The following is a 24,288-nucleotide window of genomic DNA, read 5'->3' on the forward strand; positions in this document are numbered from 1 at the left end:
TTTTTGAAGGCCCACCGGCGCGGCCTGTTGACCTTCCTTCTGATTTTGGTCGCCGCCATCGGCGTCGGCTATTTCCTATTGACGCGCACCAAGCCGCTGGTTTTTGCCAGCGACAAATACGGCATCAGCGCCGAGGCCGCAGCCCAGGCCCGCAGGCACCGCATCCGCAGCGTGCTGCTCCTCGGAACGGACGGCCGCAACAACGTCGACGGCTCCCGATCCGACACCCTCATGATTCTCTCCGGCGATTTTGAACATAAATCGCTGAAGATCAGCTCCATTCTCCGGGATTCCTATGTCTCGATTCCCGGCCACGGCTATGGCAAACTCAACGCGGCCTATTCCTACGGATCGGCCGGCGGCGCCGACGACGACCAAAAAATAGAAAACGGCGCCGCCCTGGCGCTCAAAACCGTCAACCGCAACTTCGACACCGCGATGACCGACTACGTCGTCGTCGACTTCACCTGCGTCATTAAAATGGTGGACGCCGTCGGCGGGGTCAAGGTCGACATTAAATCCGAGGCCGAACGCGAAAGTCTCAACGCCAATGTCGGCGACATCAACGCCAACGTCTCCGGCCACGCCGCTTCGGGTCCTGTCCGCGGCATCGGCGCCCAAAAACTCAACGGGGTTCAAGCCCTGGCCTATGCCCGCATCCGCCACGTGGGCAACGGCGATTTCGAACGCACCCAGCGTCAACGCGCCGTCCTCAATCAGGTTTTTGCAAAGGCCAAAAAACTCAGCCTGATCAAGCAGTATAAGCTTTATAAGGCCGTCAAGCCCTATGTCCACACCTCGATGTCCGGCCGCGAGATCTTCAAATATCTCTTCAATGTCGCACTGATCCGCGGCGCCGGCATCAAGCAGCAGCAGATTCCCGACAGCAACCTGGCCTCCGTGGGCATGCTCCGCGGTGTTTCCTATGTCTTCCCCAAGACGCTGGAAAACAATATCATCGCGCTGCACAACTTTATCTACGAAGAGGACTACACCCCTTCCGATGCGGCCACGAGCATCAGCGCGCACATCCGAAATGTCTGGCCTTATTAAAAGCATCGCGCGCGAAAACGCCCCGCCCGGTTAACCCGGACGGGGCGTTTTATGATGTGAATTATCCCACTGTCAGCCGATCCACGGTGAATCCGCTGCGGTAGCTTCTGCAAAAATGACGGGTGCAGGATTTATAGATCTGAAAGCGCTTTTGAGCTGAGACTTCGTCGCCGTATACCTTCCAGCAGCCCACGCATTTGCATTGGCGCCCGCGATGAACCACAAACCCGGCGACGTCCTCCAAAGGATAGCCTAAAAACAGGCCGATCTCGTGGGGAAAATGCGCTTCGGACTTCAACCGCGCTGTCAAATGGGCGATGAGCCGCTCCGGATCTGCTGCGGCGTCCGCCGGATAGCCGTAATGCGCCAGAAACCGACGCGCCGCCCGCGTGTCCAGATGGGCGCAAAGTGCCTTGGGACGATAAACGTAAATCAGCGCGCGGTCCCGGCTCCTGCGCAGACACCGCGCCCAGACCCCCTTGGGGCCCAGCACCGCATTCCAGCGCAAAATCACCCGATCCACTTCCGCCTTGCTGCCGCCGGCATTAAACAAGCTGCCGACTTTCAGGCCGGCCAGCGTCGGCGCACAATTACGAATCAGCTGAATATCCGACATGACTTTCTTTAACCTGGCGAATCGGCTGCAGCCCCCTTAAAGGGCTTTTGCCAGCGCTTCACCCAGGGCCTTGCATTCCGCCTTGCCCTCATCATCCGGGGTTTCGTTGCAGATCACGGAATCGGCCACGCGGTCGGCACCGGCATCGGCGCAATCGTCTTCCCAGGTGCGCATCCATTCGCCGTCCCCCCAGCCATAAGAGCCGAAGAGCACGATTTTCTTGCCGCTCAGGCTATCTTTCACGTCGTCGAACATCGGCTGCATTTCGGATTCTTCCAGCTGTTCGGCTCCCATCGACGGGCAACCGAAAGCGATGCCGTCAAATTCAGCCACCTTGCTGCTGTCAAAATCCGCCGCCTGAAAAACTTCGACCTCCGCGCCGCCGGCTTTGATGCCCGCTTCCACAGCGTCTGCCATAGCTTCCGTGTTGCCGGTGCCGCTCCAAAATACTAATGCTGCTTTACTCATTTTTTTCTTCCTTTCTCCAATGAAATTTATACCCTATGTTAGATTTTTCTAACAGAATAGGCTGATTAAAATAGCATTCCGAATCGCTCGATCTCGAAATGCCGCTCCCGCGCTTCGATTATTTAGTTTATACTAACTTTCTTAGTAAAATCTTGTCTTTCCCGAAAATCGGGAAAGACAAACGCTTTTTTTGGGATGGACACACTGGCGCGTCCGGATGCCGCACGGCTTAAGCCGCGTCATCCTTTAATACACTGGTCATATTGTACAGGCAGATGCCCACCGTGGATGAATTGTGCAAAATCGCAGCCAATCCCGGCATGAAGATGCCGAAAACCCCGCCGAAAATGATGGCCGTATTAAAGCCAACAATAAAACGGCGGTTGTTCGTCAGACGATTCATCAGCCGATTGGCCAATTGCTTGAGCACCACCAGCTGGTATAAATCGTCCTCGGAAATGGTCACGTCCGCTATTTCCCGGGCAATGTCCGCACCCTCTGCGATGGCGACGCCCACATCTGCCGCCGAAAGCGCCGGCGAATCGTTAATCCCGTCGCCGACCATCATCACCGTGCGGCCCTGCGTTTTTTCCGCCTCGACATAGCGGGCCTTGTCTTCCGGCAGCACCTCTGCGTGATATTCACTCAGGCCGGCTTTGGCCGCGATGGCTTTGGCCGTTCTTTCGCTGTCCCCCGTCATCATGACAATTTTGCCGACACCGGCCCCCTTGAGCCTGCCCACCACGTCGGGCACCTCTGCCCGCAGCGGATCCTCGATGCAGATGACCGCCGTCAGCTCGCCGTTGATCCCCAGATAAAGATGGGAATAATAGGGCGAGAGGCCGTCCAAAATAGCCTGGGCTTTTTCGCTGACGTGAATGGCTTCATCCTCGAGGACAAAGTGATGGCTGCCGATGACGACGCGCTCGCTGTCAATGGTTGAGGCAATGCCGTGAGCCACAATATATTCCACCTTGGAATGCATTTCCTCGTGGGTGATGCCCCGTTCCTCGGCGCCGCGAACCACCGCGTTCGCCATCGAATGAGGGAAATGCTCTTCCAAGCATGCCGCAATGCGCAGCATTTCCGTTTCAGAGCGGCCGTCGGTCACCACCACCTCTTTCAGCGTGGGGGTTGCTTTGGTGAGGGTTCCGGTTTTATCGAAAATGATCATGTCGGCCTTCGCAACATTCTCCAGGAACTTGCCGCCTTTCACCGTGATGTGATGGCTGCTGGCCTCCCGCATGCCGGAGAGCACCACAATAGGCACCGACAATTTGAGCGCACAGGAATAATCCACCATCAAAACGGAGACCGCCTTGGTGACGTTGCGGGTCAAAAGGCCCGTCAGCAAAGCTCCGGCAAAGGTGTAGGGCACCAGTCGATCCGCTAAGTTTTCGGCCCGGCCTTGGGCTTCGGATTTGAGCTTTTCCGAATCCTCAATCATTCCGATGATTTTTTCGTAGCGGGTTTCCCCCATCGCCGTCCTCACCCGGATGGTCAGGCTGCCTTCCTCCACGACGGTCCCGGCGTAAACCGTGCTTTCCGCTGCCTTGCGGACGGGAACCGATTCCCCGGTCATCGCCGCCTGGTTGACCATGGCCTCGCCGACAGCAACCGTTCCGTCCAGCGGAATCATCGAGCCGACTTCCACGCGGATCAGATCATCCACCTGAACCTCATCGATGTCGGTTTCCACACTGCTGCCGTCAGGCTGAACGGTCCAGACCTTTCCGACGTTTAACGCCATGGAATTGGCCAAATCGGAAACGGACTTTTTATAGGTCCATTCTTCGAGGATTTCGCCGATCTTCAGCAAAAAGCTCACCGAGCTTGCCGTTTTAAAATCCGCGGTAACAATAGCCGCAGTTAACGCCGACGCGTCGAGCACCTCCACCGTCGGCCCCTTGCCGCTAAAAAGGGCTTTAACCCCTTTGACGATATAGGGCAGCGCGTTGATCACGGCCAGCGCCTCGCGAATCCCCACGGGTAAAAACGCCCAGCGCAACACGCGGCCGGCCACGGCCGAGACCATTTTATCCCAATAGCGAGAGGAAATCTCGAGCCCGGAATCCGGCGCCTTTTCGATTAAAGCCTGGTTTGAAAGGTCAATGCCCTCAAGGGCGCGGATGACCCTTGCCCGATCCCCGTGATAAAACACGACGATATCGGCGGTGCGGATCATGATTTTGACGTCGTCAATCCCGTCGGTTCGCATGAGCACCCAGCGAATGGCGTCGGCCTCCCGAAAGCTGACGGGATAGGGCAGGCGCACCCGCATGCGGCCGCGAATGTCGTGGGCAATTAAAAACTTTTCCATCGCCCGCCCTTATTCGGCCGCTTCCGTCGTTTCTTCCTTTGTGTGAAGCCTTGCCGCCTTTTCGGCCGCTTTTCGTTCGTTCACTTCCTTGGCCTCGGCCACAACATCGCCGGCGCCGGACTGAACCTCCGCCACTTTGTCGAGCACGCAGTCTTTGGCGCGCAGCGCCGCCGCCGTGCAGACGGTATAAACCTTCTTGGCTTCCTTGCTGGCCAAAATGGCCAGCCCCGCCGTGCCGAATACTAAACCGCCTACAAAATAACCGATTTTTGTTTTGCTTACTTTCATGTCTTTCACCTGTTCTTATGAATTTCGGGCAACGCAATATTTTAAATGATGCCTTCTTTATTTGCTACATTCCCTGCGTTTTCTTTCCCGATGAAATTATATTAGCATCTGTTTGAATCCCTGTCAAAGCTTAGCTTCAACTGTTTTTTATCGGTTAAGGCTTCAGTTTTTTCTAACTAACCAAGGCGCAACTAGTTTTTCCGAATTATAATTTTAACATTACTTTTTAGTTGCCCATGGCAAACCGACCTTCTGTGAAAGCCGCCCGCTTGGGCCGCGATTAAACGATGATTTTATCCGCCATCGATTTGTCGATGGCGACGCGGCTTTCCTTGATCTGGACGATCAGATTGCCCCCCAGCTTCTGGATCGGCTTGACCGTCGCGCCGAGCACGAAGCCGAGATCATTCATGTGTTTGATCACTTCGTCTTTGCCGCGAATGAATTTAATTTGATATTCTGTGTTGAGATCAGCCAATGATAAAGGCATGTCTTCCTCCCGTTCCTCTTCATTTTCATGCGCACTTCTTCTTTTGATCTGGCAACGCGCGGTGTTAAACGGCGCCGCAAAACACTACAAACAAGAAAACTGCCAGCGTCCCCCGCATCATTTGTTCCGCCCGAAAATGCACTACTTTTTCGAGTTTCACATCAACAGGATCCGACTGACAGTCTTCTTTGCCGCAAACCACAACCGACTTCCCGGATCTATGGTAAATCTTTTTTCGGAAAATGGACGCCGGGCGAGCTGAAAGAAGAGGAACCGAATCGTTTCGGTATTAGATAACCCGGCCTCCCGCTGGAACTGCACTACTGAACCAGTTTTTGTTCCGGCTATGGCATTTGGCATTTGTCTTTCCCTAAATCATCAAAGAAGGAGGGCAGACCGTGAGGTCTGCGTTTATATATCATGTGGATTTTAACCACAGGGAAAGCTAATTCATTTAAGAAGCTTTCTTCTTTTGAGCGTAGCCGTCAAGCCACGCCCGCTGTTCCGGCGTCGGTCCGGAATGACATTCGCCATGACAGTTTCCTGTCGAGGCACAATCCCCACATTGGAGGTTCCCGCCGTTTTTCAGGGTTTTATGCAAAGACCGGACGGCAGCGGCTACCACCGCGAGAACAATGAGTCCGACGATAATGGTTCCAAGCATTTTTATGCCTCCGCTCTGGCCGCATCCAGAAGTTGCTTGTTCGGATCAGGTCTGAACAGCATGTAGCAGATCCCGACCACAACCGCAATGCCGATAACGGTCCAGAAATTGAATCCGACTTCACCGGATACCAGGCCGCCGATTTGATAGACGGCCATCGATACCAGATAGGCCAGGCCGCATTGATAGCCAATCGCGCCCCAAGTCCATTTGGCATTGCCCATTTCCCCTTTGATCGCGCCGATCGCTGCAAAGCAAGGTGCGCAGAGCAGGTTGAACACCATAAAGGAGAAGGCAGAAACCGAGGTGTAGTCTTTGGCAATGGCCGCCCACAGGGCCGCATTGCCAGCTTCCGCATCCGATGCGTGGTGGTAGAGAATCCCGAAGGTCCCGACCACGTTTTCTTTGGCCACAAGACCGGTAATGGCTGCAACAGCCGGTCGCCATGTACCCCAGCCCAGCGGAATAAACAGCCAGGCGATGCCGCGTCCCACAGTAGCCAGAACCGAGTGATCCATGTTGTCAACCATGCCGAAAGATCCGCCTTCAATGCCGAAGCCCTGAAGGAACCAGATGACGATGGTGGACAGCAAGATGATCGTCCCAGCTTTTTTGATAAAGTGGGACGCTCTTTCCCAGACGCTTCTGAGCACGTCGGAAACCCGCGGCCAGTGATAGGCCGGCAGTTCCATCACGAAGGGTGCCGGATCCCCGGCGAACGCCTTAGTCTTTTTCAGCATGATGCCCGATACGATGATCGCCGCAATTCCAATAAAATAGGCAGAAGTTGCTACCCAGCTGGAATTATGGAAAATCGCTCCGGCGATCAGCGCGATGATCGGCAACTTTGCTGAACACGGAATAAAGGTTGTCGTCATGACCGTCATGCGGCGGTCACGTTCGTTTTCAATGGTTCTAGATGCCATGACGCCCGGAACTCCGCAGCCGGTCCCGATGAGGATCGGAATGAAGGACTTGCCGGACAGACCGAATTTTCTAAACACCCGGTCCATGACAAAGGCGATGCGCGCCATGTAGCCGCAGCCTTCGAGGAAGGCCAAGAAAAGGAAGAGCACAGCCATCTGTGGCACAAAGCCGAGCACCGCACCGACCCCGGCGATGATCCCGTCGAGGATCAGGCTGGAGAGCCAGCCGGCGACGTGCGCCGATTTGAGCAGGCCTTCGACAGCGGGCGGAATGATGGTGCCGAACAGGGAATCGTTCACCCAGTCGGTGGCCATGGTCCCGACGGTCGAGATGGAGACGTAATATACGCCCCACATGACCAGAATAAAAATCGGCAGCCCGAGAATTCGATTGGTGACAATTTTGTCGATTTTATCGGAAACGGACAATTGCCCTTTGTTTTTCTTGACGTAAACATCGCGAACCCATTCGCCGATGATGCTGTAGCGCTCGCCGGTGATGATGGACTCGGCATCGTCGTCCATTTCCTTTTCACAGGCGGCGATATCGCCCTTGACGTGTTCCATCTTCGCCGCATCGAGATTCAGATGCGCCGTCGCCTTGGTATCGCCTTCAAAAATCTTGACGGCATACCAGCGTTGTTCTTCTTCCGGCAGGTCGTGAAGCAGGGCTTCTTCGATATGGGCCAGGGTGTGTTCCACCGCCCCTTCAAATTTGTGCTTCGGCAGGTATTTTTCACCCTTTTCCGCAATGGCCACGGCCTTTTCAATGAGTTCATTGACACCGGTGCCCTTCATGGCGGAAATCGGCACGACCGCGCAGCCCGTAATTCGAGACAGACCGTCAAAATCAATCTTGTCGCCGTTCTTCTCGACGATGTCCATCATGTTGATGGCGATGATAGTCGGGATGCCGCATTCCAGCACCTGGGTAGTCAGATAAAGGTTGCGTTCCAGGTTGCTCCCGTCGACGATGTTGATGATCGCGTCCGGTCTTTCCTGCACGATGTAGTCTCTGGCGATCACTTCTTCCAATGTGTAGGGCGAAAGGGAATAAATCCCCGGAAGGTCTGCTATGGTGACTTCTTTATGCCCCTTGAGCTTCCCTTCCTTTTTTTCAACTGTAACGCCCGGCCAATTGCCGACATATTGATTCGCCCCTGTTAAAGAATTGAATAAGGTCGTCTTCCCGGAGTTCGGGTTGCCGGCCAACGCAATAATTTTTGCCATTTGTTCTCCTATCCTAATAAGATTCGTTCAGTGCTTGACGAAGGCTTATAAAACTTCAACCATTTCGGCGTCCGCTTTTCTAAGACTGAGTTCATAATCGCGAACGGTGATTTCAATCGGATCGCCAAGGGGGGCAACCTTCCGAACATAAACTGCCTGTCCTTTGGTTAATCCCATATCCATGATCCGCCTTTTAATCGGGCCGGCTCCGTGGATTTTCTTGACCGTCGCGGTATCGCCTACCTGAACGTCTTTGAGTGTTGCCATGTGAATCCTCCTTCTTTATTCGGTATTATCGTGAAAGTTACCGGTTGTCGAACTCACATGCGCGCACACAAAATGAATGGATTAGAGCATTTATTAATCGCAAATGTTTGTTCGAACTCATCTAACCTTGATCTGAGTTTAGCACCTCTAACCCTCTACTGTCAACCCTTTCTAACATAAAAATGTATTTTTTATGTATTTTTTTATTTTAAAGGGCTGCTTATGTCAGCTTTTTCAAATTTAATTGTGCTAACCTTCGTATTGCGCTTCAACCGGCGCTTCCCGTTAGTTTGAATTTATTTTAAACAAGGTTTAGTTCTGGCATTTTCGTGTTCTTAATTTTGCATGGTTATTCAAAAACCACATAAAAAAGACAACGCCCGCAAACAGGCGTTGCCCTTCAAAGAGATGGATTCCATTCCCGCTTGGGGAAAGAGGAATGAATTAATGATGGTTAAATATGAAGATCCGTTCTTCAACCAACCAAAACCCTCTCCAAACGAACAGAGAAGATTGTAAGCAATTATCACAGTTCCAAAAGCCCTGAACCGGGGCTTTGCAGAACGGATCACTGTGCCGGTCTTCTGGCTTCACGATCTCATCCGACTCCCTTCCCATCGCGCCCAATCACAAACGACAGTGGTCATGAACCGGCTTTTCGCGTCACAGCTGCGATCACAGCACGGGAATCACACCCGTTTCCCAACTTCACAGGATCTTGCTCATATTTAACTGTTTATATTATAGGGGATCCAAATCGCAGTGTCAATTAAAGGTTTGAAATTTACAAGTCCGCGACCGCCTCGTCCATGACCTTGGCAATATCGTCCCGAATCACCAGCTCTGCCGCATTATCCGCCGCCGTTGCCGACTTGTTGATCTCCACCAGATGCCTGCCCCGAAAGTAGTGGATAAGCCCGGCCGCCGGATAAACGATGAGCGAGGTGCCTCCGACGATGAGGGTGTCGGCCTTCTCGATAGCGGCCACCGCCCCGTTAATCTGGGCTGAATCGAGGGCTTCCTCGTAAAGCACCACATCAGGCTTGACCGTCGCCCCACATTTTTCACATTTCGGCACGCCGGTTTGGGCCATGATCCACTTGTCGTCGTAAAAGGCGTGGCAATGGGTGCAATAATTTCTCAGCACCGATCCGTGCAGCTCAAAGACGATCTCGCTGCCGGCCTTTTGGTGCAGGCCGTCGATATTCTGGGTGACCACCGCCTTGAGCTTGCCCATCTGCTCGAGCTTGGCCAGGGCCTTGTGGCAGCCGTTGGGTTCGGCGTCCGGATAGATCATCTTGTTCCGGTAAAAATCGAAAAAATCCTCGGGATGGTTCACGAAAAAAGAATGGGAAACCATTTCCTCCGGCGAAAATTCAGCGTGCAGACGCTGGCTGTAGATCCCGCCGGCGCTGCGAAAATCCGGAATGCCCGACGCGGTGGAAACCCCGGCGCCCCCAAAAAACACGATGTTGTCGCTCGCTTTTAAAATGTCGGTTAATTGTTCAACTTCTTTTGGCATGGTGCTGCCTCCCTTTCCGACCGCGTGGCGATCGTTTTTTAACAGTATAGCGTCGGCGACTTAAATTTTGCGAAAGCTTGACCACGCCGGCGCTCGTCCTTTATAATGAGGGCTATCAAACGACCGAACGGAGGCAGACCCATGGCCGATTTCACCTTACTCGACGCGGCGGCACTGAGACGCATTTTAAAGGACCGCCTCGGCGTAGAACTGCACATTCACGACACCTGCGGCGACTTCTTTATGAGTCTGGACGCGCCCGACGACCGCGCGCTGGTCTTCATCAAAGCCTACATGGCCCGGGAAGGACACACGCTGACGGTCGATCCCGGCGGCACATCCTTTTCGGTTAAAGCATAAGACACCCGCCGGTGTCTTTTTTGATGCTCGGCGGCCAAACGATAGGGCTGCTGCATTTCACAGCCGCGATGCGCCGGCAGCTGACCGATTGAGCGATCTGTCAAAGCGACAAAAAAAGACCGGCATCAGCTGATGCCGGTCTTTTTTGTTTGCCGCTTTCCGCGGCTTATCGCAGGAAGCCGATCCCACGGACGATGGGCGCTTCCACTGCGCGGCTCTTGCACACCTGCACGAAGCAAATGAAGCGCACGATGAAGAGCACTAACGCAACGATCCCCAAAATGAGCAGCTGCAGCCCCAGGCCGGCCAGCATGCCGCCCATGCCGCCCAGCATACCGCTGGACGCACCGTAATAGCCATAACTGCTATAGCTGCTCGCCGAAGATATGGCCAGCCCGCCGCTGATCAGCGTGATCAGCCAGGTGACGACCAACGTGACCAGCGACACCAGAATGCTGAACACGTCGAGTTTGATCTCCTGACGAATGTGAAACCCGATATAGCTGGTGCGCGCGTCGCTCGCTCTGTCCGCCAGCAGTGCGATGATCAGTCCCGCCAGCGGGAACAGATAAATCATCATGCAGATCACCTTGTTGTCGGAAATTTCCTGGGGACCGTAGTCCGCTGTGTGATCATAGGGATTGCCGCTGCCGAAATTTCCCGGCGGTGCCGTATTTCCGCCGCCGGCCGGCCGCTTGGGCTGCGCCGGCGCTTCTTCCCAGCCGTCACTTACCCAATCGGCTCGCGGTGGCGCTTTGGGCCCGCGCTCAAACATCGGGCCGGGCCTTTCTGCCGCTTCAGCCTTGTCCGCCGCATCATTGGCTGCATCATTAATGGTCGCTTCCGCAGGATCCGATGACGGGCTCACCGGCTGACCGCAGTGGGTGCAAAACACCGCACCCGACATCAATTCTTTACCGCAATGGGAACAATACTTCATCTTCTGCCTCCTTTTTCCATTCGCTGATCATTTTTAAAATTCCATTTTATTATAAATTATATTTTAAACCTTTGCAATCATCAATTGACACTGATTTTGTTTTTTTGCAGCAAATATCCTTTTTTTCCTGTTTCGCACTGCGGCGCCAGACGCATAAAGACAGAGACGCCGCACGGGACGCCCTGTCTCTTGTTTGACCGATGATTATCTTTTAATCCCTGCGCGGTCTCCGACACGTTCGGGCTGCGCCGTTTTGCGTGAGGCGGCAGCGCAAAGGGCCGGCGTCCTTCCTCCCCGCGGCACCATCGACATGAAAAACCGCCTTCGCGAAAAATGAAGGTGGTTTATTTATCGGAAGAACGCGTCTGGCTATAACGCTCTTACTTTTCTTGGTATGGTATAAGGTCGAATCTATCATGCAACTGCAATCGTTTTAATTCAATGATTTCCGCCATCTTTTTTAAATTAATTGAGTATTTAGGTCTTTCCACGCTCGTCATTTATCCGTCCACCGGTCCCGCATCACAATCTCATCCACATCCCGCTTGGGCACAAAATAATCCCGGTTTGCGTCCAGATAATACTGCAGGCTGCCATCCGGCCCCGGCGTCACCACAGTCGAGCGATGGGTGGGATAGCCCAGGGCCACCACGCTGTGGACCGCCATGGGCCCGGGCAGTTCCAAAACCGCGGCCAGCGCCTCGCGGTCGATATTGTCCATGATGCAGCTGCCCACGCCGTGATGCCATGCGGCCAGGGTGAGGTTGGCCAGGGCGATACCCGCATCGGTATCCACCCACCGGCTTTTGCAGCTGCCGTCATAAATCAGTGCGACATACATCGTCGGCCGTTCGCCGGGCCTCGGGGTCCCCAGCGCTTTCGGCAGGGCCGCAGCAAAATGCACGTGGGGAAAAATCGCCGCCGCCTGCGCCCGGTCCGTCACAAAAATGGCCCGCAGCGGCTGCAAATTGCGCGCGCTGGAGGACAGGCGCAGCGCCTCGGCCATATCGGCCACCGCCTCGGCCGCCACCGGATGGCTTTCGTCAAATCGGCGATAGGTCCGCCGGGTTTGAAGTAACGCTATCAGATCCATGGGTTCTCCTTTCCTTCACGCAGTTCAGTCCAAATGCTTGGGCGCGCTGCCGGCGGCCTTCGCGATGCGGGCCGCTTCCTCGGTGCGGATCCGCTCGGCAAAGGCCGCAATCTTGTCGCACAGCCACATGTCCGCCGTTTCCCCCTCGGAATAATCCGCGGTGGCAAACATCTGAATGCGCCCGTCCATGCGCATCTGCTCCACCTGGTGGAGCGCCGCCGCATCGCCCCTGGGATACACGGCAAAGGTCGCGCCGCCGTTTTGATTCACCACGGAAAACGCCGGAATGTCGCTGGGCCCGTCGGCAATATAAATCATATTTTTAAAATGCACCCGGCGCAGCGCCTCCGGCAGCTTGGTGTTCACATCCACGCCGCTGACCTTGCCGACGCCTTTGTTGATCTCGAACAGCGCCCGGGTCTTGGTGGTGTTGTCGATGGTGTAGGCAATCTCACTGATGACCGGCGCGCCGTCGGCGTCCGCCGCTTCGATGAATTCGCAGCCCCAGACCCCGGCCACGTCCGCCATGACGGGCGTGCCCTTGATGATCTCGGTCAGGCCGGTGGAGATGATGTAGTGCTCCACGCGAATATCGACATCCTGATAGTCGGGATTCTCTTCGATGAGCGCGCGGGTTCGGGCAAAGATGCCCGGCACACCGGGATAAAACTTGAGCTTCCCGCCGTAGCCGCGCAGCTTCTCGTTGTTCAGCCCGGCAAACCGGCCGGCCTGGGCGTAGCGGATCATCTGATTGAGATAAATCGTGTCCGGATTGACCTTCACCCCCTGCGACTCCCGGTATTTTTCCGGCAGGGCGCTGGCTTCCTGCCAAAAGGCCTTCCCGTCCACGCCGTATTCCTCGAAAATCGGATCTTCCATATAACCGTCGATTAATGTCTTGTCAAAATCCCAGACCAGGGCAATGATATTGGCCATCGCAATCGCCTCCTCATCGTTTTTGGCCATTATACCACAGCGCGGCGGCCGTTTTTTGCCGGACATCAAAAAACGGCGTGCAGACCGCCCATCCGCACCGTCAAAATTCCGGCGATTATTTTGAATTTTGGCTTGACAATTCCGGGGCAAACGGCTATTATAATAAGGTCCTTCACGGGGGTGTGGCGCAGTTGGGAGCGCGTCTGAATGGCATTCAGAAGGCCAGGGGTTCAAGTCCCCTCATCTCCACCATTTGGCAAGGCAGCCGTCCGGATCGCCGGGCGGTTTTTTTATTGCCGCCGTTTAACAGCACAACCAAGAAACGCCGGAGGAGCTTTGCCTTCCGGCGCTTTTCGCGTCGCCGCGTCTTTCCGGGCCCGCTTCAAAAATCACGGTGACGTCTCCGGCCATCAGCTTTTTGCGGCCGCCCTCCAAATGACAACTCCCTTCGCCAGGTCCAAAATCCTCTCCCGCCGGCGCCAAGCTTATTCGAATGCATGGCCGGACCCCCGGACCCGACCGCGGACCTTTGATGGCTTCGCCCATGCATCCCCTTCCCGCCGTTTGACGCCCGCACCCGCTTCATTTTCCGCTCTCATCGCTTTTATCGCTCGCTCGCCTCCCTTCAAAAAACTTTTCCAGCGTTCTCGTTTGCTATGCTATAATAAATCCGATTTAAAAGTAACGGCGGCGCGCCGCCCGAGAAAAGGAAAGCGAAAGAAGAGGCATGCAAATTATCATTGTCGGCTGCGGGAAGGTCGGAAAGACTTTGACCGCTCACCTTTCAAAGGAAGACAACAACGTCACCATCATCGACACCAACCCGGAGAGGGTCCGCGAGGCAGCCAACGTTTACGACGTCATGGGTATTGCAGGCAACGGCACGAGCTACGAGGTGCTGCAGGAGGCCGATATCCGGGGGACCGATATCCTCATCGCCGTGACCTACAGCGACGAGGTCAACCTGCTGTGCTGTGTGCTGGCCCGCCGGTTCTCCGAGTGCAAAACCATCGCCCGGGTGCGCGATCCGATTTACCTGAGAGACCGCGCCTATATCCAAAGGGCGTTGGGCCTATCGATGACGATCAACCCCGAATACGCCGCTGCCCGGGAAATCTCCCGGCTGCTGCGATTTCCCACCGCCATCGATATCAGCAGCTTCTCCAAGGGGCGCATCGAGATGTACCGCTTCAAGACGCCGGCGGCGGGCCCCCTCGTCGGCCGTGCGGTCAAGGATGTGCCGCTGCTGCGCCAGGATGTGCTCGTGTGCTGCCTCGAACGGAACGGTCAGGTGACCATCCCCGACGGCAGCACCTGCATCCAGGCCGGCGATGTGCTCTCGGTGGTGCTGCCGCCGGACCGCGCCTCGGACTTTTTCCACCGCATCGGCTTTAAAACCAACGCCGTCAAAAACGCAATGATCGTCGGCTGCAGCGAAACGGCCTATTATCTGGCGCAGATGCTCACCAAAACGGGCATCGGCGTCAAAATCATCGAGCAAAACCGCGCCCGCTGCGAAGCGCTGTGCGAAAAACTGCCCGCCGCCGCGATTATCAACGCCGACGGCAGCGACGAAAACGTCCTGCGGGAAGAGCATCTTTCCGATATGGACGCGCTGATCGCCAGCACCGGCATCGACGAAGAGAACATCATCCTCTCCCTTTACGCGATGAACAAAGTCAAGAAAAAGGTGATCACCAAGATTAGCCACCTGGATTTTAACGAGGTGATCGCGAGCCTTTCGCTGGATTCCATCGTCAATCCCAAGCGCATCACCGCAGAATCCATCCTGCGCTATGTGCGGGCCATGGCCAATTCGGTGGGCAGCAATGTGGAGCGGCTTTACAAGCTGGCCGACGGCCGGGCCGAAGCCATGGAATTCACCATCAAATCGGGCAGCCGCCTGACCCACATCCCCTTCCGCGAGCTGCGCATCAAGCCGGACACTCTGGTCGCGGGCATCATCCGTCGCGATCATTTCGTGATTCCCGGCGGCGAAGACACCCTGATGCCCGGGGATTCTGCCGTCGTGGTCACCACCAACAGCGGCTTCCGGGACATCGCCGATATTCTTCTGAATTAGGAGGCCGCCGTGAATTTCCCAATGATTCGCTACATGCTCAGCGTGGTGCTTCGGGTGGAGGGGCTGCTCTTTACCCTGCCGCTTATCACCGCGGCCGTCTACCGCGAATGGGCCGTCGCCCCGGTTTATCTCGCGCTGCTCGCCGTCTGCGCGGCGATCGGCCAGCTGTTCTCCAAAAAGCCGAAGGACATGGCGCTCTATCAAAAGGACGGCTATGTCATCGTCGCCTTTGCCTGGATTTTGCTCAGCCTGGTGGGGGCGCTGCCCTTTGTGCTCACCGGCGAGATCCACGGCTATGTCGACGCGCTGTTTGAAATCACCTCCGGCTTCACCACCACCGGTTCGTCGATCTTGAAGGATGTGGAAGTCCTGACCCACGCGAGCCTGTTTTGGCGCAGCTTTTCCCACTGGATCGGCGGCATGGGCGTGCTGGTGTTCATCCTGATGCTGATGCCCGGCGAGGGCGGCACCCACATGAACCTGATGCGCGCCGAAAGCCCGGGGCCCAACGTCTCCAAGTTTGTGCCCCACGTCCGGGGGACGGCCGCCATCCTTTACAAACTTTATATCGGCATCACGCTGGTGCAGATCGCCCTGCTGCTCGTCTTCGGCATGCCGCTGTTCGACACGCTGTGCATCACCTTCGGCACCGCCGGCACCGGGGGCTTCGGCATTTTAAGCGCCAGCTGCGCGGATTATACCGCCGCCCAGCAATGGATCGTCGCCGTTTTTATGATCCTTTTCGGCATGAACTTCAATTTTTACTATCTGATTTTTTACCAGCGCAAGGTCCAGCCGGCGTTTCGCATGCAGGAGATTCAGGGCTATCTGGCCATCATCGGAGCGGCCATCGTCTTCGTCACCGCCCAGCTGATGTGCCAGACCGGCTTTTACCGCCGCTTTCCCGACGCACTGCGCGCCGCGACCTTTCAGGTTGGCAGCATCATCACCACCACGGGCTATTCCACCGCGAATTTCGACCTGTGGCCGGCCGCCTCAAAATGGATTCTCGTGCTTCTGATGTTCATCGGGGCCTGTGCCGGCTCCACCGGCGGGGGCATCAAGGTCTCCCGGGTCATCATCCTGCTCAAGACCATCAAGAAGGAGCTCTTCACCCTGACCCATCCCCGGGCGGTGCGCAAGACGATGTTCGACGGGCACGCGGTGCCCCACGAGGTGCTGCGCGCCATCAACGTCTTTCTCGCGGCCTATTTGATAATCTTTTGCCTCTCGGTGTTTGCCGTCAGCCTCGACGGCTTCTCGCTGGAGACCAATTTTACCGCGGTAGCCGCCACGATCAACAACATCGGGCCGGGGCTTGCCGGGGTCGGCCCCGCCAAAAGCTTTGCGGCTTTCGGCGCCTTCAGCAAGCTGGTGCTCACCTTTGACATGCTCGTCGGCCGGCTGGAGCTTTTTCCCGTGCTCATGCTCTTCATGCCCGCCACCTGGCGCAAATCCTGAGCCCGTGACAATGCGAAATCCAAAAATACCGGCAGCTCTCGCTGCCGGTATTTTTATGCCCGGGATTGTTCTTTTAATTTCCGGCGTCAACGGCGCAAATAATCGCCCGATTCATCGCGTGATACGAATCCCAATCCGCGTCTTTGATGGGATAGCCGGTACCATCGAACAGGCGTTTGATTAATTTTAATATTTCGTCGGTCGTCAGGCCCGTCCGCTGCTCGATCGCCTCCTCGGTGACGGAGACCATCTCATGAGCCGAGTCGTTGCGAATGGCTTCCTCCACCTCGCGAATGCGCGCGGCCGTATCTCGGATATCGCGGTTATCACAAAAAGCCTCAATCAATTTTAACAAATGATCAGAACCGATATTTTTACCCGAAAACCCTTTGCGATAACCGTCCTGCAAAGCGGAATAAACCGCTTGATCTTTTTCTAATTTTTTCATATCCCATCGGCGGCTCTCAGTTTTGCCATATCGCCTTTCTCTTTCTTTCCGGGACAACCCTTCTTCCCCGCATTTGCGTTTCACCCATCCGGGAAAATCCCGATAGGCATATTGATTCACATCGATTTTGCATTGATCGCGCAAAATCTGCTCGAACAAATCGACGATCAGCGGCGTCAAAGCGCGGCAAAAATCCACATATTCCCTGCGGTCCTTTTTAATCCAAAGCAGCAAGGCATATTCGAAGGATTTTCGCGCGTCGCTGCCTTTTACCGGCGTGACATCCATGCCGGTTTTCTTCTCCAATTTAGTAACCGTTGAAAAATCCAGCAGCTGCCGGGCCCGGGCCAGCTTCAGTTTGTCCAGATACGCCGGATCCGGCGCGGGCATATCTTTTGCCACGGCCATCGCGGCGCGATAATCGTAGTCTTTCACCAGTTGCTTGATGATCTCCTCGTCTTGAATATTCTTGAGCGAATGGCATTCAAATTCGTGGCAGCGGTTCTTAAAATCCGGTGCGTTATCAACGTCCACTTCCCAGGCGAGCTCGACGTCAAAACCCTCGTGCGCGTGTTCGTTCATTTTCTTTGTCGGCGTGTCCACCTGAATCAGACGCGTCTTTCGGGAAAAGCCGCGAATGGTCTGGAGCACCTCCAGCCCGCTTTTCATCGCCGGCGTCCCGGACGACACGTTGAGCAAAAGTTCATCATCCTCCGCCATTTCATCCGTGATTTGATTGATGCACTTCCAAAATTCATCGAAAAAAATATCAAAATGCTGGACATTTCTTAGCTCCGGGCGCTCGATGATTTCGATTTCCGGCATTTCTCGATTTTGAAGCCGGGCCAGCTTTTCAAGACAATACACATAGCGATTGTCCGACCGGTGAAACGCCAGCATTTCCGCCGACAAATACAAGATAATTTTATCCGGTCGATAAACCCGGGCAATGTGCAGCATCGCCCCATCATAACCGTTTGTCCACGAAATCGGATCCGTCCCGCCAACCGGCGAAAATAGAATGTTTTTTCCCATTGGATAACTCCTTTTCTATCTTTAAATCAAAATGACATCTTCCTGCATCACGCCCGCATGGACACCCCAGGTCTGAATTTGCCCTTCGCCGATGATTTTATACACGCGGATGCTGTCTTCCTCTCCGCAAAAACACGGCAGCTTTGCCAAAAGCTCTGCGTATTTCTTCTGGGACAGGTGCGCTTCAAAGGCCGAACGCTGGACCCGATCGCCATAGCCCTGCAATAACTTGGCGAGCTGTGTCCGCTTTTTATTGTCGATGATATCGTAAATAATCAAAGCAAAGATTTGGCGGCTTCGCGCACGGCCGGCCTCTTCCCCCAAAAGATAAGATGCGCTTTCCATCAGATCACCTGATCGAAATGGGATCATAAAGCGCGGCATCTTCCGCTTCGATCGCTCTGGCCAAACGCCCCGCCTGAAATCCCAATGCCCGCCGGAAGGTCACCGGATAATCCAAATAATGAAGGTAGTGAATGCTGGTTTGCATTTTCTTTTCCATCTTGCTCAAAAAAACAGCGAGCCCTTTTTTGGTCAAATAGCAACCGCCCGCGTCATCGCTTTCAAAATCGCTGACGGCCAACTCGTGACCGTTGAGCAAACTCATCGCCAACGAATCCACCAACACGGCGCGCCATTCTTCCATTAAATCGCTGGCCAATGTCGGATGCTTTTCGACATCCTGGTGCATAAAGCCGAAATAAGGGTTCAGCCCGTGGGACTCAATTTCCCCATAAAGCTCATTGAGCAAAATGGCATAGCCCAAACTGATCAGCGCATTAAAAGGATCTCTTGGAGGTCGGCGGTTGCGCCCGGAAAACGCAAAATCCGCATCCACACAGCGCGATAAGCCTTTAAAATAGGCTTTTGCCCCATGCCCCTCGTAACCCATGATCACCGGAATGCTTTCGGCATCCATCGCCCGTTCCCTTGCCCACAAAATGGGCATCACCTCCCGTTGCACGTTCAATGCCTGATTTCTGGCATAACGCCGAAGAATCACCGCTTGATTGTTTAATTTGGCGGCGACCATCCGTTGACTGAGCTGAATGGCAAAACCGCTGTGGTACAGCTTTGCCTGCTGTCGCTGCAAGCCCGCCTTTTGATAAGCCGTGGCCGTCAGCCGGCCGAAATAATGCCCGCCTTTCGAAAAGAAAACCACATCGATCCCCTTTTTCATGCAGGTCTCCATGCACTGGGTTGTGAGCTGAGCCGGGGCCAGAAGCGTAATGCCTTCAAGGGTTTCGACAGGAATGGAACGGCTCATGCCGTCCTTCGTGTTCACAACAATACGGTTCGCCTGCGATTGAATCACCGCGCCGTTCTCACTGACATAGAGCAAACTCATACACACCTCCGATTTAAATTTTTCTGATAATTAAAGCCTCTCGGCCGTCCCCTTCCGGGGGCTTTTGTTTTTAAATTATTTCATCGAAAAACACCCATAAGGACGCTCAAAATGTCTCCGTCCCCTTCCGGGGGCTTTTGTTTTTAAAATTTGCGATCGACGATTGTGTAATCCGCGGTGGGAGCGAGTCTCCGTCCCCTTCCGGGGGCTTTTGTTTTTAAATGCCGATTGGGATTATGCGATCGACGATTGTGTAATCCGGTCTCCGTCCCCTTCCGGGGGCTTTTGTTTTTAAATAAGATCGTTTTATCCGCGAACAGATCGATCTTTTTGGGTCTCCGTCCCCTTCCGGGGGCTTTTGTTTTTAAATAATATGAAAAAATTTAATTTAAACTTCGCGTTATCTTTCTCCGTCCCCTTCCGGGGGCTTTTGTTTTTAAATCCGCCGACAAGCCGCATACCAATTCTGGATTCCCTTCTCCGTCCCCTTCCGGGGGCTTTTGTTTTTAAATGAGCAATCCATCGAATTATACTTTGAAAAATACAATTCTCCGTCCCCTTCCGGGGGCTTTTGTTTTTAAATTTATTGATATGATCATCAAAAGTTTGGAGAAATTATTCTCCGTCCCCTTCCGGGGGCTTTTGTTTTTAAATCGTCAAAAAGGCTGCGACCGACGCCGAAAAGAGCTTCTCCGTCCCCTTCCGGGGGCTTTTGTTTTTAAATAACGTTAAGCTCAATGAACGGTAAGAACATTGGCATTTCTCCGTCCCCTTCCGGGGGCTTTTGTTTTTAAATTTTAGTCAACGGCAATGAAGAATTCTGTCATGCGACTTCTCCGTCCCCTTCCGGGGGCTTTTGTTTTTAAATGATTACGCAGTCGACGACTGCGTAATCAACGGCGTTCTCCGTCCCCTTCCGGGGGCTTTTGTTTTTAAATGGCTGAAGCACCGAATGGTTAGTGTTTTCAATTTGCTCTCCGTCCCCTTCCGGGGGCTTTTGTTTTTAAATGGCGGCGAGTCTGTTTTCAATAAACCCGCCGCCTGGTGTTCTCCGTCCCCTTCCGGGGGCTTTTGTTTTTAAATAATTTATTGACGATTATGCGTACAAGCATCCAAACAGTTCTCCGTCCCCTTCCGGGGGCTTTTGTTTTTAAATTGAACCACGCGTTGTCTTACGACGCGATGGACAACGTTCTCCGTCCCCTTCCGGGGGCTTTTGTTTTTAAATTTTCATGTTTTTCCCTCCTTAGCGGTTGCCCTTTCCCTCTCCGTCCCCTTCCGGGGGCTTTTGTTTTTAAATGCGTCGTCTTCTTCGTAAAAGTCCAAGTCTTCGACTCTCCGTCCCCTTCCGGGGGCTTTTGTTTTTAAATCGTTGTCTTACGACGCGATGGACAACGCAGCAGAAATCTCTCCGTCCCCTTCCGGGGGCTTTTGTTTTTAAATTTGGTTTTTGACGGGCGTTTCGCGCGTGATCGTCAACCTCTCCGTCTCCTTCCGGGGGCTTTTGTTTTTAAATAAAAGCCTTTGCGATGAAAAAAATCTGTCTAGCTCTCTCCGTCCCCTTCCGGGGGCTTTTGTTTTTAAATTTTCCGAAAAGTTCGCGAACGCCTATAAGGGCATTCTCTCCGTCCCCTTCCGGGGGCTTTTGTTTTTAAATTTACCGTTCATTGAGCTTAACGTTTCCGAAACAAAAATCTCTCCGTCCCCTTCCGGGGGCTTTTGTTTTTAAATAAACAAATGAAAAACTTTAACTCAAACTTCGCGTCTCTCCGTCCCCTTCCGGGGGCTTTTGTTTTTAAATTTTTCCCTCCTCAGCGGTTGCCCTTTCCCGACCACCTCTCCGTCCCCTTCCGGGGGCTTTTGTTTTTAAATCCTCGCCCCGGCATCCGCCTGCTGGCGCGGGCCGGATGCCTTTTTGCGGGGCAAAGCAAAATCGGTGTGAAAAAGAAGACTGTGTTGGGCCATTTTTGCGCTAAAGCCCCGAAACTTGGGCATCGGCGCAAAATCATTCGACGGCAAGCCGGCATTTGCCAAATTCATAAAGCTTGCCTCCATACCGGGCGCATTTCACAATCCGGGGCGAAACCCCAAAACGCTTTTGATCCCGCTCATGATGATGTTTGCGGAAAGCCTTCGACTGTTGCAAAATCTGCTGGATCTTTTGCACGCCCGCCTGCCGGCCCAGCGCCGCATAGACGACGGTCTTGGTGGCAAAGCCGGCACTTCCGCCGAGATAAACCTCGCTGCCGGTCAGGCGGTCCATCCCCGAAAAGACGCTTAAAAAGCAATCTTGATACACCTTGTCAAAGCGCGCGACCGCTTCCAGCAAGGCCGCTTTCGTGACGGCGCATCGACTAGAATCAATGGTCAATGAAAAGCGGATCGGCGTCCCCGGGCGCAGGCTTTCTTTTAAAATCGGAAGGGTACTCTCCTTTCCATCAGGTTTGCGCTCCAGCCGCTGGCACAAAATCAAATCCCCAAGCGCAAGCGGCTCGCTGTCGCTGACGATCAAGCCGGAAAGCGCGTCGTTTACCGCGTCCCCCCAACGGGTGCCGGGCCGGCCAATCGTGTGGAAAGCTTTTGTCTCCAGTGCTTGAACCACCACCTTTAGATCGTTATCGTTGCGCGCACCTTGCAAGGCGGCAATCTCCCGGGCAAAGCGCTCCGGATCTTTTGTGATGCACCCCGCAAGCAAAATCGTCCGCAGCATCCCTTTGACGCTGCTGCCGGGCACATAGGGCTTGCCATAGGGATCTTTGACGAATGCCCAGACATTATATTTGCGGCTCGTTTCAATCGCGCCCGTCGGCAAAATATAACGCACACAGCGCTGCAGCTCTTTTCCACTGATGCGATTTTTGCGAATCCAGCTCCATAAATCCTGATTTCTGCGATACTCCGGCGGCGGACAGAGAAAATCTTCAAAAGAGGGACCAAGATTCTTTTTTTGGGCCAGCGCGTAAAGCTTGGGCATATCCATCACCACGATTTGATGATTTTTAGGATCGAGCACATATTTCTTTTTGGAAATTTCTTCCCCGCTGCCGATGGATACCGGTCCCTGCGCCGTTAACGTCATCCGAAAAGTTTGTGCTTTCATCGGCTCACCTCCATCCAAAAGGGTTTGGCCAGGCGATACACCGGGTGGCTGCCCGCCCCGGTGCTGACATCGGCCACCTGCCCGGCAAAACGCGTTTTAAAGCAGGAGCCCGCCGCAAAGACATAAAGGTCCCGCTTGCGCAGCTGCTCTTTGGCATAGCTCGCCGACGCCACAAAGCCGCCCCGCCGGACCAGCTTGTAACTCGCGCCTTTAAGCGCGTCGGTCAGCTCCCCATCTTCCGGCAAGGCGTTGCTTAGCGTCATGTGCCAAGGGCCGTCCGCTTCCAATCGGCGAGCAATCGACCGGGGCAGCGGCGCTTCGCGCCAGGTGAATTTGCCCAGGCCGGAAGATCGCCGGCCGCCGATCCCAACGAAGGACAAACTCGTCAGCAGCTCGGCCATCAGCCGCCGCTCCGCTTCACCCGCCGTGCGCACCAACGCATAAAGCCCGTTGTCATCATCAAAATAAAATTGCTTGACGCGGTAGGGCTCGGGCTCTTTTTGCGCCGGATCGTTCCCGTTTTGAAGGCTGACCTGTGTTTTCATATTAAAGTGGCCGAGCGCCTCCAAATCCCGGGTCCGTTCCAGCGGCATTTCCCCCTTTAAAAAGGCATCAAAGCAATCCATCGCCACGTATGTCATTTTTTTATACGCCTTTTTAACGCTGGAATCGCCGGCTTCTGCTTTGCTTTCGATATGCATAAACGGCTTGGGCAGATAATAACGCTCGCCCATCAAGGGCATCCCGTTTGAAAAATTCAGCCGATCCTCCCGAACGGCGGTTAACAGCGCTTCGGCGCAGGCTGCATCCCTTTTGAGCGCCTCGATAAACAGCGCCGAAAAAAGCGTATCCGCGCCGAAGGCCGAGCGCCCATTTTCAAGCCGCTGATCCCCGAAATGGACCCCGGTTGAAAAACGAAATTGAATCAACGCCGTTTTCATTGCGGGCCTTCTCGCCGGGGCGAATCCGCCTGGGCGCCTTGGATGATTGCGTCACAGCGCGCCATCAAATCCGCCGGCAAATCGCCGATGGCTTTTTGGGCTGCAAGTCTTAAAAACCGAATCTTGCCATACCCCCGGGTGCCGCTTCCCCCAAGATAATCCATCTGGAGCAGGCGCATTCCCTCCGCCAATGTCGCCATATCCGCTTCGATTTCTTCGGAATCGCTTTCTCTGTCCAGGTCGTAAATTAAATTGAGATCAAAGATCGACCCGCGGACAACCCGCTCCAGCTGCCGGGGATTGGCCACCGCCGTCGCCCGGTTAATGGTGTTTTCAAATTTAATTTCCACCATGCTCGAAAGCCCCCGATCCCGCAGCTCCTTTTCATTGGCCAAAAACAGATCCGAAAAAATCAGGCGGCTGCGGCGTACGTTGTTCTTTTGTGCCGAACCGAATAACCGCAAAATCCGCTCGTCGTCGTAATCCGGCGTTTTCGCCAACGTCTCGTTGTATTCTCTGGCCAACAGCGCGCGCATCTTCCCTTTTAAAGAGCTGCCCGGAATCATCGGCAAGTTGGTGTGCACATCGCGCACCACCGGCGCATCCACCGCGCCAATCGCCGCGAACGCCGTGCTGCCGCCAATATGCATCCCTGTGACCACTTTGATTTGTCCTGTGATTTGTATTTTCCCAAACATT

At 54.4% G+C, this 24,288-nt stretch carries 22 protein-coding genes, 1 tRNA gene, 1 CRISPR repeat array and 1 riboswitch; of the genes, 5 read left to right on the top strand and 18 right to left on the bottom strand.

Features of this window, described 5'->3' with window-relative positions:
• The first annotated feature begins 27 nt into the window (after positions 1-27).
• The gene (locus V3C63_RS01485; protein ID WP_329886045.1) at positions 28-1,053 is read left to right on the top strand and encodes an LCP family protein; all 1,026 of its coding nucleotides are present in this window, start codon (positions 28-30) and stop codon (positions 1,051-1,053) included.
• A 61-nt stretch (positions 1,054-1,114) separates the two neighbouring features.
• On the opposite strand, the gene V3C63_RS01490 is transcribed toward V3C63_RS01485, so the two are convergent.
• The 9 genes from V3C63_RS01490 to V3C63_RS01530 form a co-directional block, all read right to left on the bottom strand.
• On the bottom strand, positions 1,115-1,669 hold the full coding sequence (locus V3C63_RS01490) for a DUF3793 family protein (RefSeq protein ID WP_329886046.1): 555 nt from the start codon (positions 1,667-1,669) through the stop codon (positions 1,115-1,117).
• Between the two features lie 36 nt (positions 1,670-1,705).
• Positions 1,706-2,137, bottom strand: a complete 432-nt coding sequence (locus V3C63_RS01495; RefSeq protein WP_329886047.1) for a flavodoxin — start codon at positions 2,135-2,137, stop codon at positions 1,706-1,708.
• A gap of 229 nt (positions 2,138-2,366) precedes the next feature.
• Positions 2,367-4,457, bottom strand: a complete 2,091-nt coding sequence (locus V3C63_RS01500) for a heavy metal translocating P-type ATPase (protein WP_329886048.1) — start codon at positions 4,455-4,457, stop codon at positions 2,367-2,369.
• Between the two features lie 9 nt (positions 4,458-4,466).
• The gene (locus V3C63_RS01505) at positions 4,467-4,745 is read right to left on the bottom strand and encodes a DUF6110 family protein (protein WP_329886049.1); all 279 of its coding nucleotides are present in this window, start codon (positions 4,743-4,745) and stop codon (positions 4,467-4,469) included.
• A gap of 280 nt (positions 4,746-5,025) precedes the next feature.
• The gene (locus V3C63_RS01510; protein ID WP_040639942.1) at positions 5,026-5,235 is read right to left on the bottom strand and encodes a FeoA family protein; all 210 of its coding nucleotides are present in this window, start codon (positions 5,233-5,235) and stop codon (positions 5,026-5,028) included.
• Positions 5,236-5,689: 454 nt separating this feature from the next.
• On the bottom strand, positions 5,690-5,899 hold the full coding sequence (locus V3C63_RS01515; RefSeq protein ID WP_329886050.1) for a FeoB-associated Cys-rich membrane protein: 210 nt from the start codon (positions 5,897-5,899) through the stop codon (positions 5,690-5,692).
• A 2-nt stretch (positions 5,900-5,901) separates the two neighbouring features.
• A complete protein-coding gene (feoB, locus tag V3C63_RS01520) occupies positions 5,902-8,055 on the bottom strand; it encodes a ferrous iron transport protein B (protein ID WP_329886051.1) in 2,154 nt (717 codons plus the stop codon).
• Positions 8,056-8,100: 45 nt separating this feature from the next.
• Positions 8,101-8,322: a FeoA family protein gene (locus V3C63_RS01525; protein WP_006598659.1), complete on the bottom strand. Its 222-nt coding sequence runs from the start codon at positions 8,320-8,322 to the stop codon at positions 8,101-8,103.
• A 557-nt stretch (positions 8,323-8,879) separates the two neighbouring features.
• A riboswitch (cobalamin riboswitch) is annotated at positions 8,880-9,065 on the bottom strand.
• 41 nt (positions 9,066-9,106) lie between these two features.
• Complete coding sequence (locus V3C63_RS01530; RefSeq protein ID WP_329886052.1) at positions 9,107-9,844, bottom strand: NAD-dependent protein deacylase; 738 nt, start codon at positions 9,842-9,844, stop codon at positions 9,107-9,109.
• A gap of 141 nt (positions 9,845-9,985) precedes the next feature.
• Between V3C63_RS01530 and V3C63_RS01535 the strand changes: the two genes are divergently transcribed.
• Complete coding sequence (locus tag V3C63_RS01535) at positions 9,986-10,204, top strand: RDAC family protein (RefSeq protein ID WP_329886053.1); 219 nt, start codon at positions 9,986-9,988, stop codon at positions 10,202-10,204.
• A 166-nt stretch (positions 10,205-10,370) separates the two neighbouring features.
• Here the strand turns inward: V3C63_RS01535 and V3C63_RS01540 are convergent, their stop codons facing one another.
• From V3C63_RS01540 to V3C63_RS01550, 3 genes are all read right to left on the bottom strand, one after another.
• Positions 10,371-11,144 carry a zinc ribbon domain-containing protein gene (locus V3C63_RS01540; RefSeq protein WP_329886054.1) on the bottom strand — a complete coding sequence of 258 codons (774 nt, stop codon included), beginning with the start codon at positions 11,142-11,144 and terminating at the stop codon, positions 10,371-10,373.
• Between the two features lie 496 nt (positions 11,145-11,640).
• The gene (locus tag V3C63_RS01545) at positions 11,641-12,237 is read right to left on the bottom strand and encodes a nitroreductase family protein (protein ID WP_329886055.1); all 597 of its coding nucleotides are present in this window, start codon (positions 12,235-12,237) and stop codon (positions 11,641-11,643) included.
• 24 nt (positions 12,238-12,261) lie between these two features.
• Positions 12,262-13,173, bottom strand: a complete 912-nt coding sequence (locus V3C63_RS01550) for an HAD family hydrolase (RefSeq protein WP_329886056.1) — start codon at positions 13,171-13,173, stop codon at positions 12,262-12,264.
• A 176-nt stretch (positions 13,174-13,349) separates the two neighbouring features.
• Between V3C63_RS01550 and V3C63_RS01555 the strand changes: the two genes are divergently transcribed.
• The 3 genes from V3C63_RS01555 (at position 13,350) to V3C63_RS01565 (ending at position 16,717) form a co-directional block, all read left to right on the top strand.
• A tRNA-Ala gene (locus V3C63_RS01555) sits at positions 13,350-13,425 on the top strand.
• 475 nt (positions 13,426-13,900) lie between these two features.
• On the top strand, positions 13,901-15,256 hold the full coding sequence (gene trkA, locus V3C63_RS01560) for a Trk system potassium transporter TrkA (protein ID WP_329886057.1): 1,356 nt from the start codon (positions 13,901-13,903) through the stop codon (positions 15,254-15,256).
• A 9-nt stretch (positions 15,257-15,265) separates the two neighbouring features.
• Positions 15,266-16,717, top strand: a complete 1,452-nt coding sequence (locus V3C63_RS01565; protein WP_329886058.1) for a TrkH family potassium uptake protein — start codon at positions 15,266-15,268, stop codon at positions 16,715-16,717.
• A gap of 73 nt (positions 16,718-16,790) precedes the next feature.
• On the opposite strand, the gene csm6 is transcribed toward V3C63_RS01565, so the two are convergent.
• From csm6 to csm3, 6 genes are all read right to left on the bottom strand, one after another.
• On the bottom strand, positions 16,791-18,200 hold the full coding sequence (gene csm6 / locus V3C63_RS01570) for a type III-A CRISPR-associated CARF protein Csm6 (protein ID WP_329886059.1): 1,410 nt from the start codon (positions 18,198-18,200) through the stop codon (positions 16,791-16,793).
• A 21-nt stretch (positions 18,201-18,221) separates the two neighbouring features.
• Positions 18,222-18,545 carry a CRISPR-associated endonuclease Cas2 gene (gene cas2, locus V3C63_RS01575; protein WP_329886060.1) on the bottom strand — a complete coding sequence of 108 codons (324 nt, stop codon included), beginning with the start codon at positions 18,543-18,545 and terminating at the stop codon, positions 18,222-18,224.
• 4 nt (positions 18,546-18,549) lie between these two features.
• Entirely contained in the window at positions 18,550-19,548 is a 999-nt protein-coding gene (gene cas1 / locus V3C63_RS01580) for a CRISPR-associated endonuclease Cas1 (protein ID WP_329886061.1), read from the bottom strand.
• A 40-nt stretch (positions 19,549-19,588) separates the two neighbouring features.
• Positions 19,589-21,420: direct repeats of the CRISPR family, unit length 36 nt; unit sequence TTCTCCGTCCCCTTCCGGGGGCTTTTGTTTTTAAAT.
• A gap of 133 nt (positions 21,421-21,553) precedes the next feature.
• Positions 21,554-22,648, bottom strand: coding sequence for a type III-A CRISPR-associated RAMP protein Csm5 (csm5, locus tag V3C63_RS01585; RefSeq protein ID WP_329886062.1), 1,095 nt, complete (start codon positions 22,646-22,648; stop codon positions 21,554-21,556).
• Positions 22,645-23,589 (bottom strand): type III-A CRISPR-associated RAMP protein Csm4, encoded by a 945-nt coding sequence (csm4, locus tag V3C63_RS01590; protein WP_329886063.1) that lies wholly within the window; start codon positions 23,587-23,589, stop codon positions 22,645-22,647. The genes csm5 and csm4 overlap by 4 nt, the downstream gene beginning before the upstream one ends.
• On the bottom strand, positions 23,586-24,287 hold the full coding sequence (csm3, locus tag V3C63_RS01595; RefSeq protein ID WP_329886064.1) for a type III-A CRISPR-associated RAMP protein Csm3: 702 nt from the start codon (positions 24,285-24,287) through the stop codon (positions 23,586-23,588). The genes csm4 and csm3 overlap by 4 nt, the downstream gene beginning before the upstream one ends.
• Position 24,288 lies beyond the last annotated feature (1 nt).

It is taken from the genome of Pseudoramibacter faecis, assembly GCF_036289405.1.
In the GTDB taxonomy this organism is placed as follows: Bacteria; Bacillota; Clostridia; order Eubacteriales; family Eubacteriaceae; genus Pseudoramibacter; species Pseudoramibacter faecis.

Excerpts from the sequence above, each read along its gene's own strand:
- V3C63_RS01515 (WP_329886050.1), bottom strand. The coding sequence starts at position 5,899 with ATGCTTGGAACCATTATCGTCGGACTCATTGTTCTCGCGGTGGTAGCC.
- V3C63_RS01530 (WP_329886052.1), bottom strand. The coding sequence starts at position 9,844 with ATGCCAAAAGAAGTTGAACAATTAACCGACATTTTAAAAGCGAGCGAC.
- V3C63_RS01545 (WP_329886055.1), bottom strand. The coding sequence starts at position 12,237 with ATGGATCTGATAGCGTTACTTCAAACCCGGCGGACCTATCGCCGATTT.
- trkA (WP_329886057.1), top strand. The coding sequence starts at position 13,901 with ATGCAAATTATCATTGTCGGCTGCGGGAAGGTCGGAAAGACTTTGACC.
- V3C63_RS01550 (WP_329886056.1), bottom strand. The coding sequence starts at position 13,173 with ATGGCCAATATCATTGCCCTGGTCTGGGATTTTGACAAGACATTAATC.
- csm5 (WP_329886062.1), bottom strand. The coding sequence starts at position 22,648 with ATGAAAGCACAAACTTTTCGGATGACGTTAACGGCGCAGGGACCGGTA.
- cas2 (WP_329886060.1), bottom strand. The coding sequence starts at position 18,545 with ATGGAAAGCGCATCTTATCTTTTGGGGGAAGAGGCCGGCCGTGCGCGA.
- V3C63_RS01510 (WP_040639942.1), bottom strand. The coding sequence starts at position 5,235 with ATGCCTTTATCATTGGCTGATCTCAACACAGAATATCAAATTAAATTC.
- feoB (WP_329886051.1), bottom strand. The coding sequence starts at position 8,055 with ATGGCAAAAATTATTGCGTTGGCCGGCAACCCGAACTCCGGGAAGACG.
- V3C63_RS01500 (WP_329886048.1), bottom strand. The coding sequence starts at position 4,457 with ATGGAAAAGTTTTTAATTGCCCACGACATTCGCGGCCGCATGCGGGTG.
- V3C63_RS01505 (WP_329886049.1), bottom strand. The coding sequence starts at position 4,745 with ATGAAAGTAAGCAAAACAAAAATCGGTTATTTTGTAGGCGGTTTAGTA.
- V3C63_RS01540 (WP_329886054.1), bottom strand. The coding sequence starts at position 11,144 with ATGAAGTATTGTTCCCATTGCGGTAAAGAATTGATGTCGGGTGCGGTG.
- csm6 (WP_329886059.1), bottom strand. The coding sequence starts at position 18,200 with ATGGGAAAAAACATTCTATTTTCGCCGGTTGGCGGGACGGATCCGATT.
- csm3 (WP_329886064.1), bottom strand. The coding sequence starts at position 24,287 with ATGTTTGGGAAAATACAAATCACAGGACAAATCAAAGTGGTCACAGGG.
- csm4 (WP_329886063.1), bottom strand. The coding sequence starts at position 23,589 with ATGAAAACGGCGTTGATTCAATTTCGTTTTTCAACCGGGGTCCATTTC.
- V3C63_RS01525 (WP_006598659.1), bottom strand. The coding sequence starts at position 8,322 with ATGGCAACACTCAAAGACGTTCAGGTAGGCGATACCGCGACGGTCAAG.
- V3C63_RS01495 (WP_329886047.1), bottom strand. The coding sequence starts at position 2,137 with ATGAGTAAAGCAGCATTAGTATTTTGGAGCGGCACCGGCAACACGGAA.
- V3C63_RS01490 (WP_329886046.1), bottom strand. The coding sequence starts at position 1,669 with ATGTCGGATATTCAGCTGATTCGTAATTGTGCGCCGACGCTGGCCGGC.
- V3C63_RS01535 (WP_329886053.1), top strand. The coding sequence starts at position 9,986 with ATGGCCGATTTCACCTTACTCGACGCGGCGGCACTGAGACGCATTTTA.
- cas1 (WP_329886061.1), bottom strand. The coding sequence starts at position 19,548 with ATGAGTTTGCTCTATGTCAGTGAGAACGGCGCGGTGATTCAATCGCAG.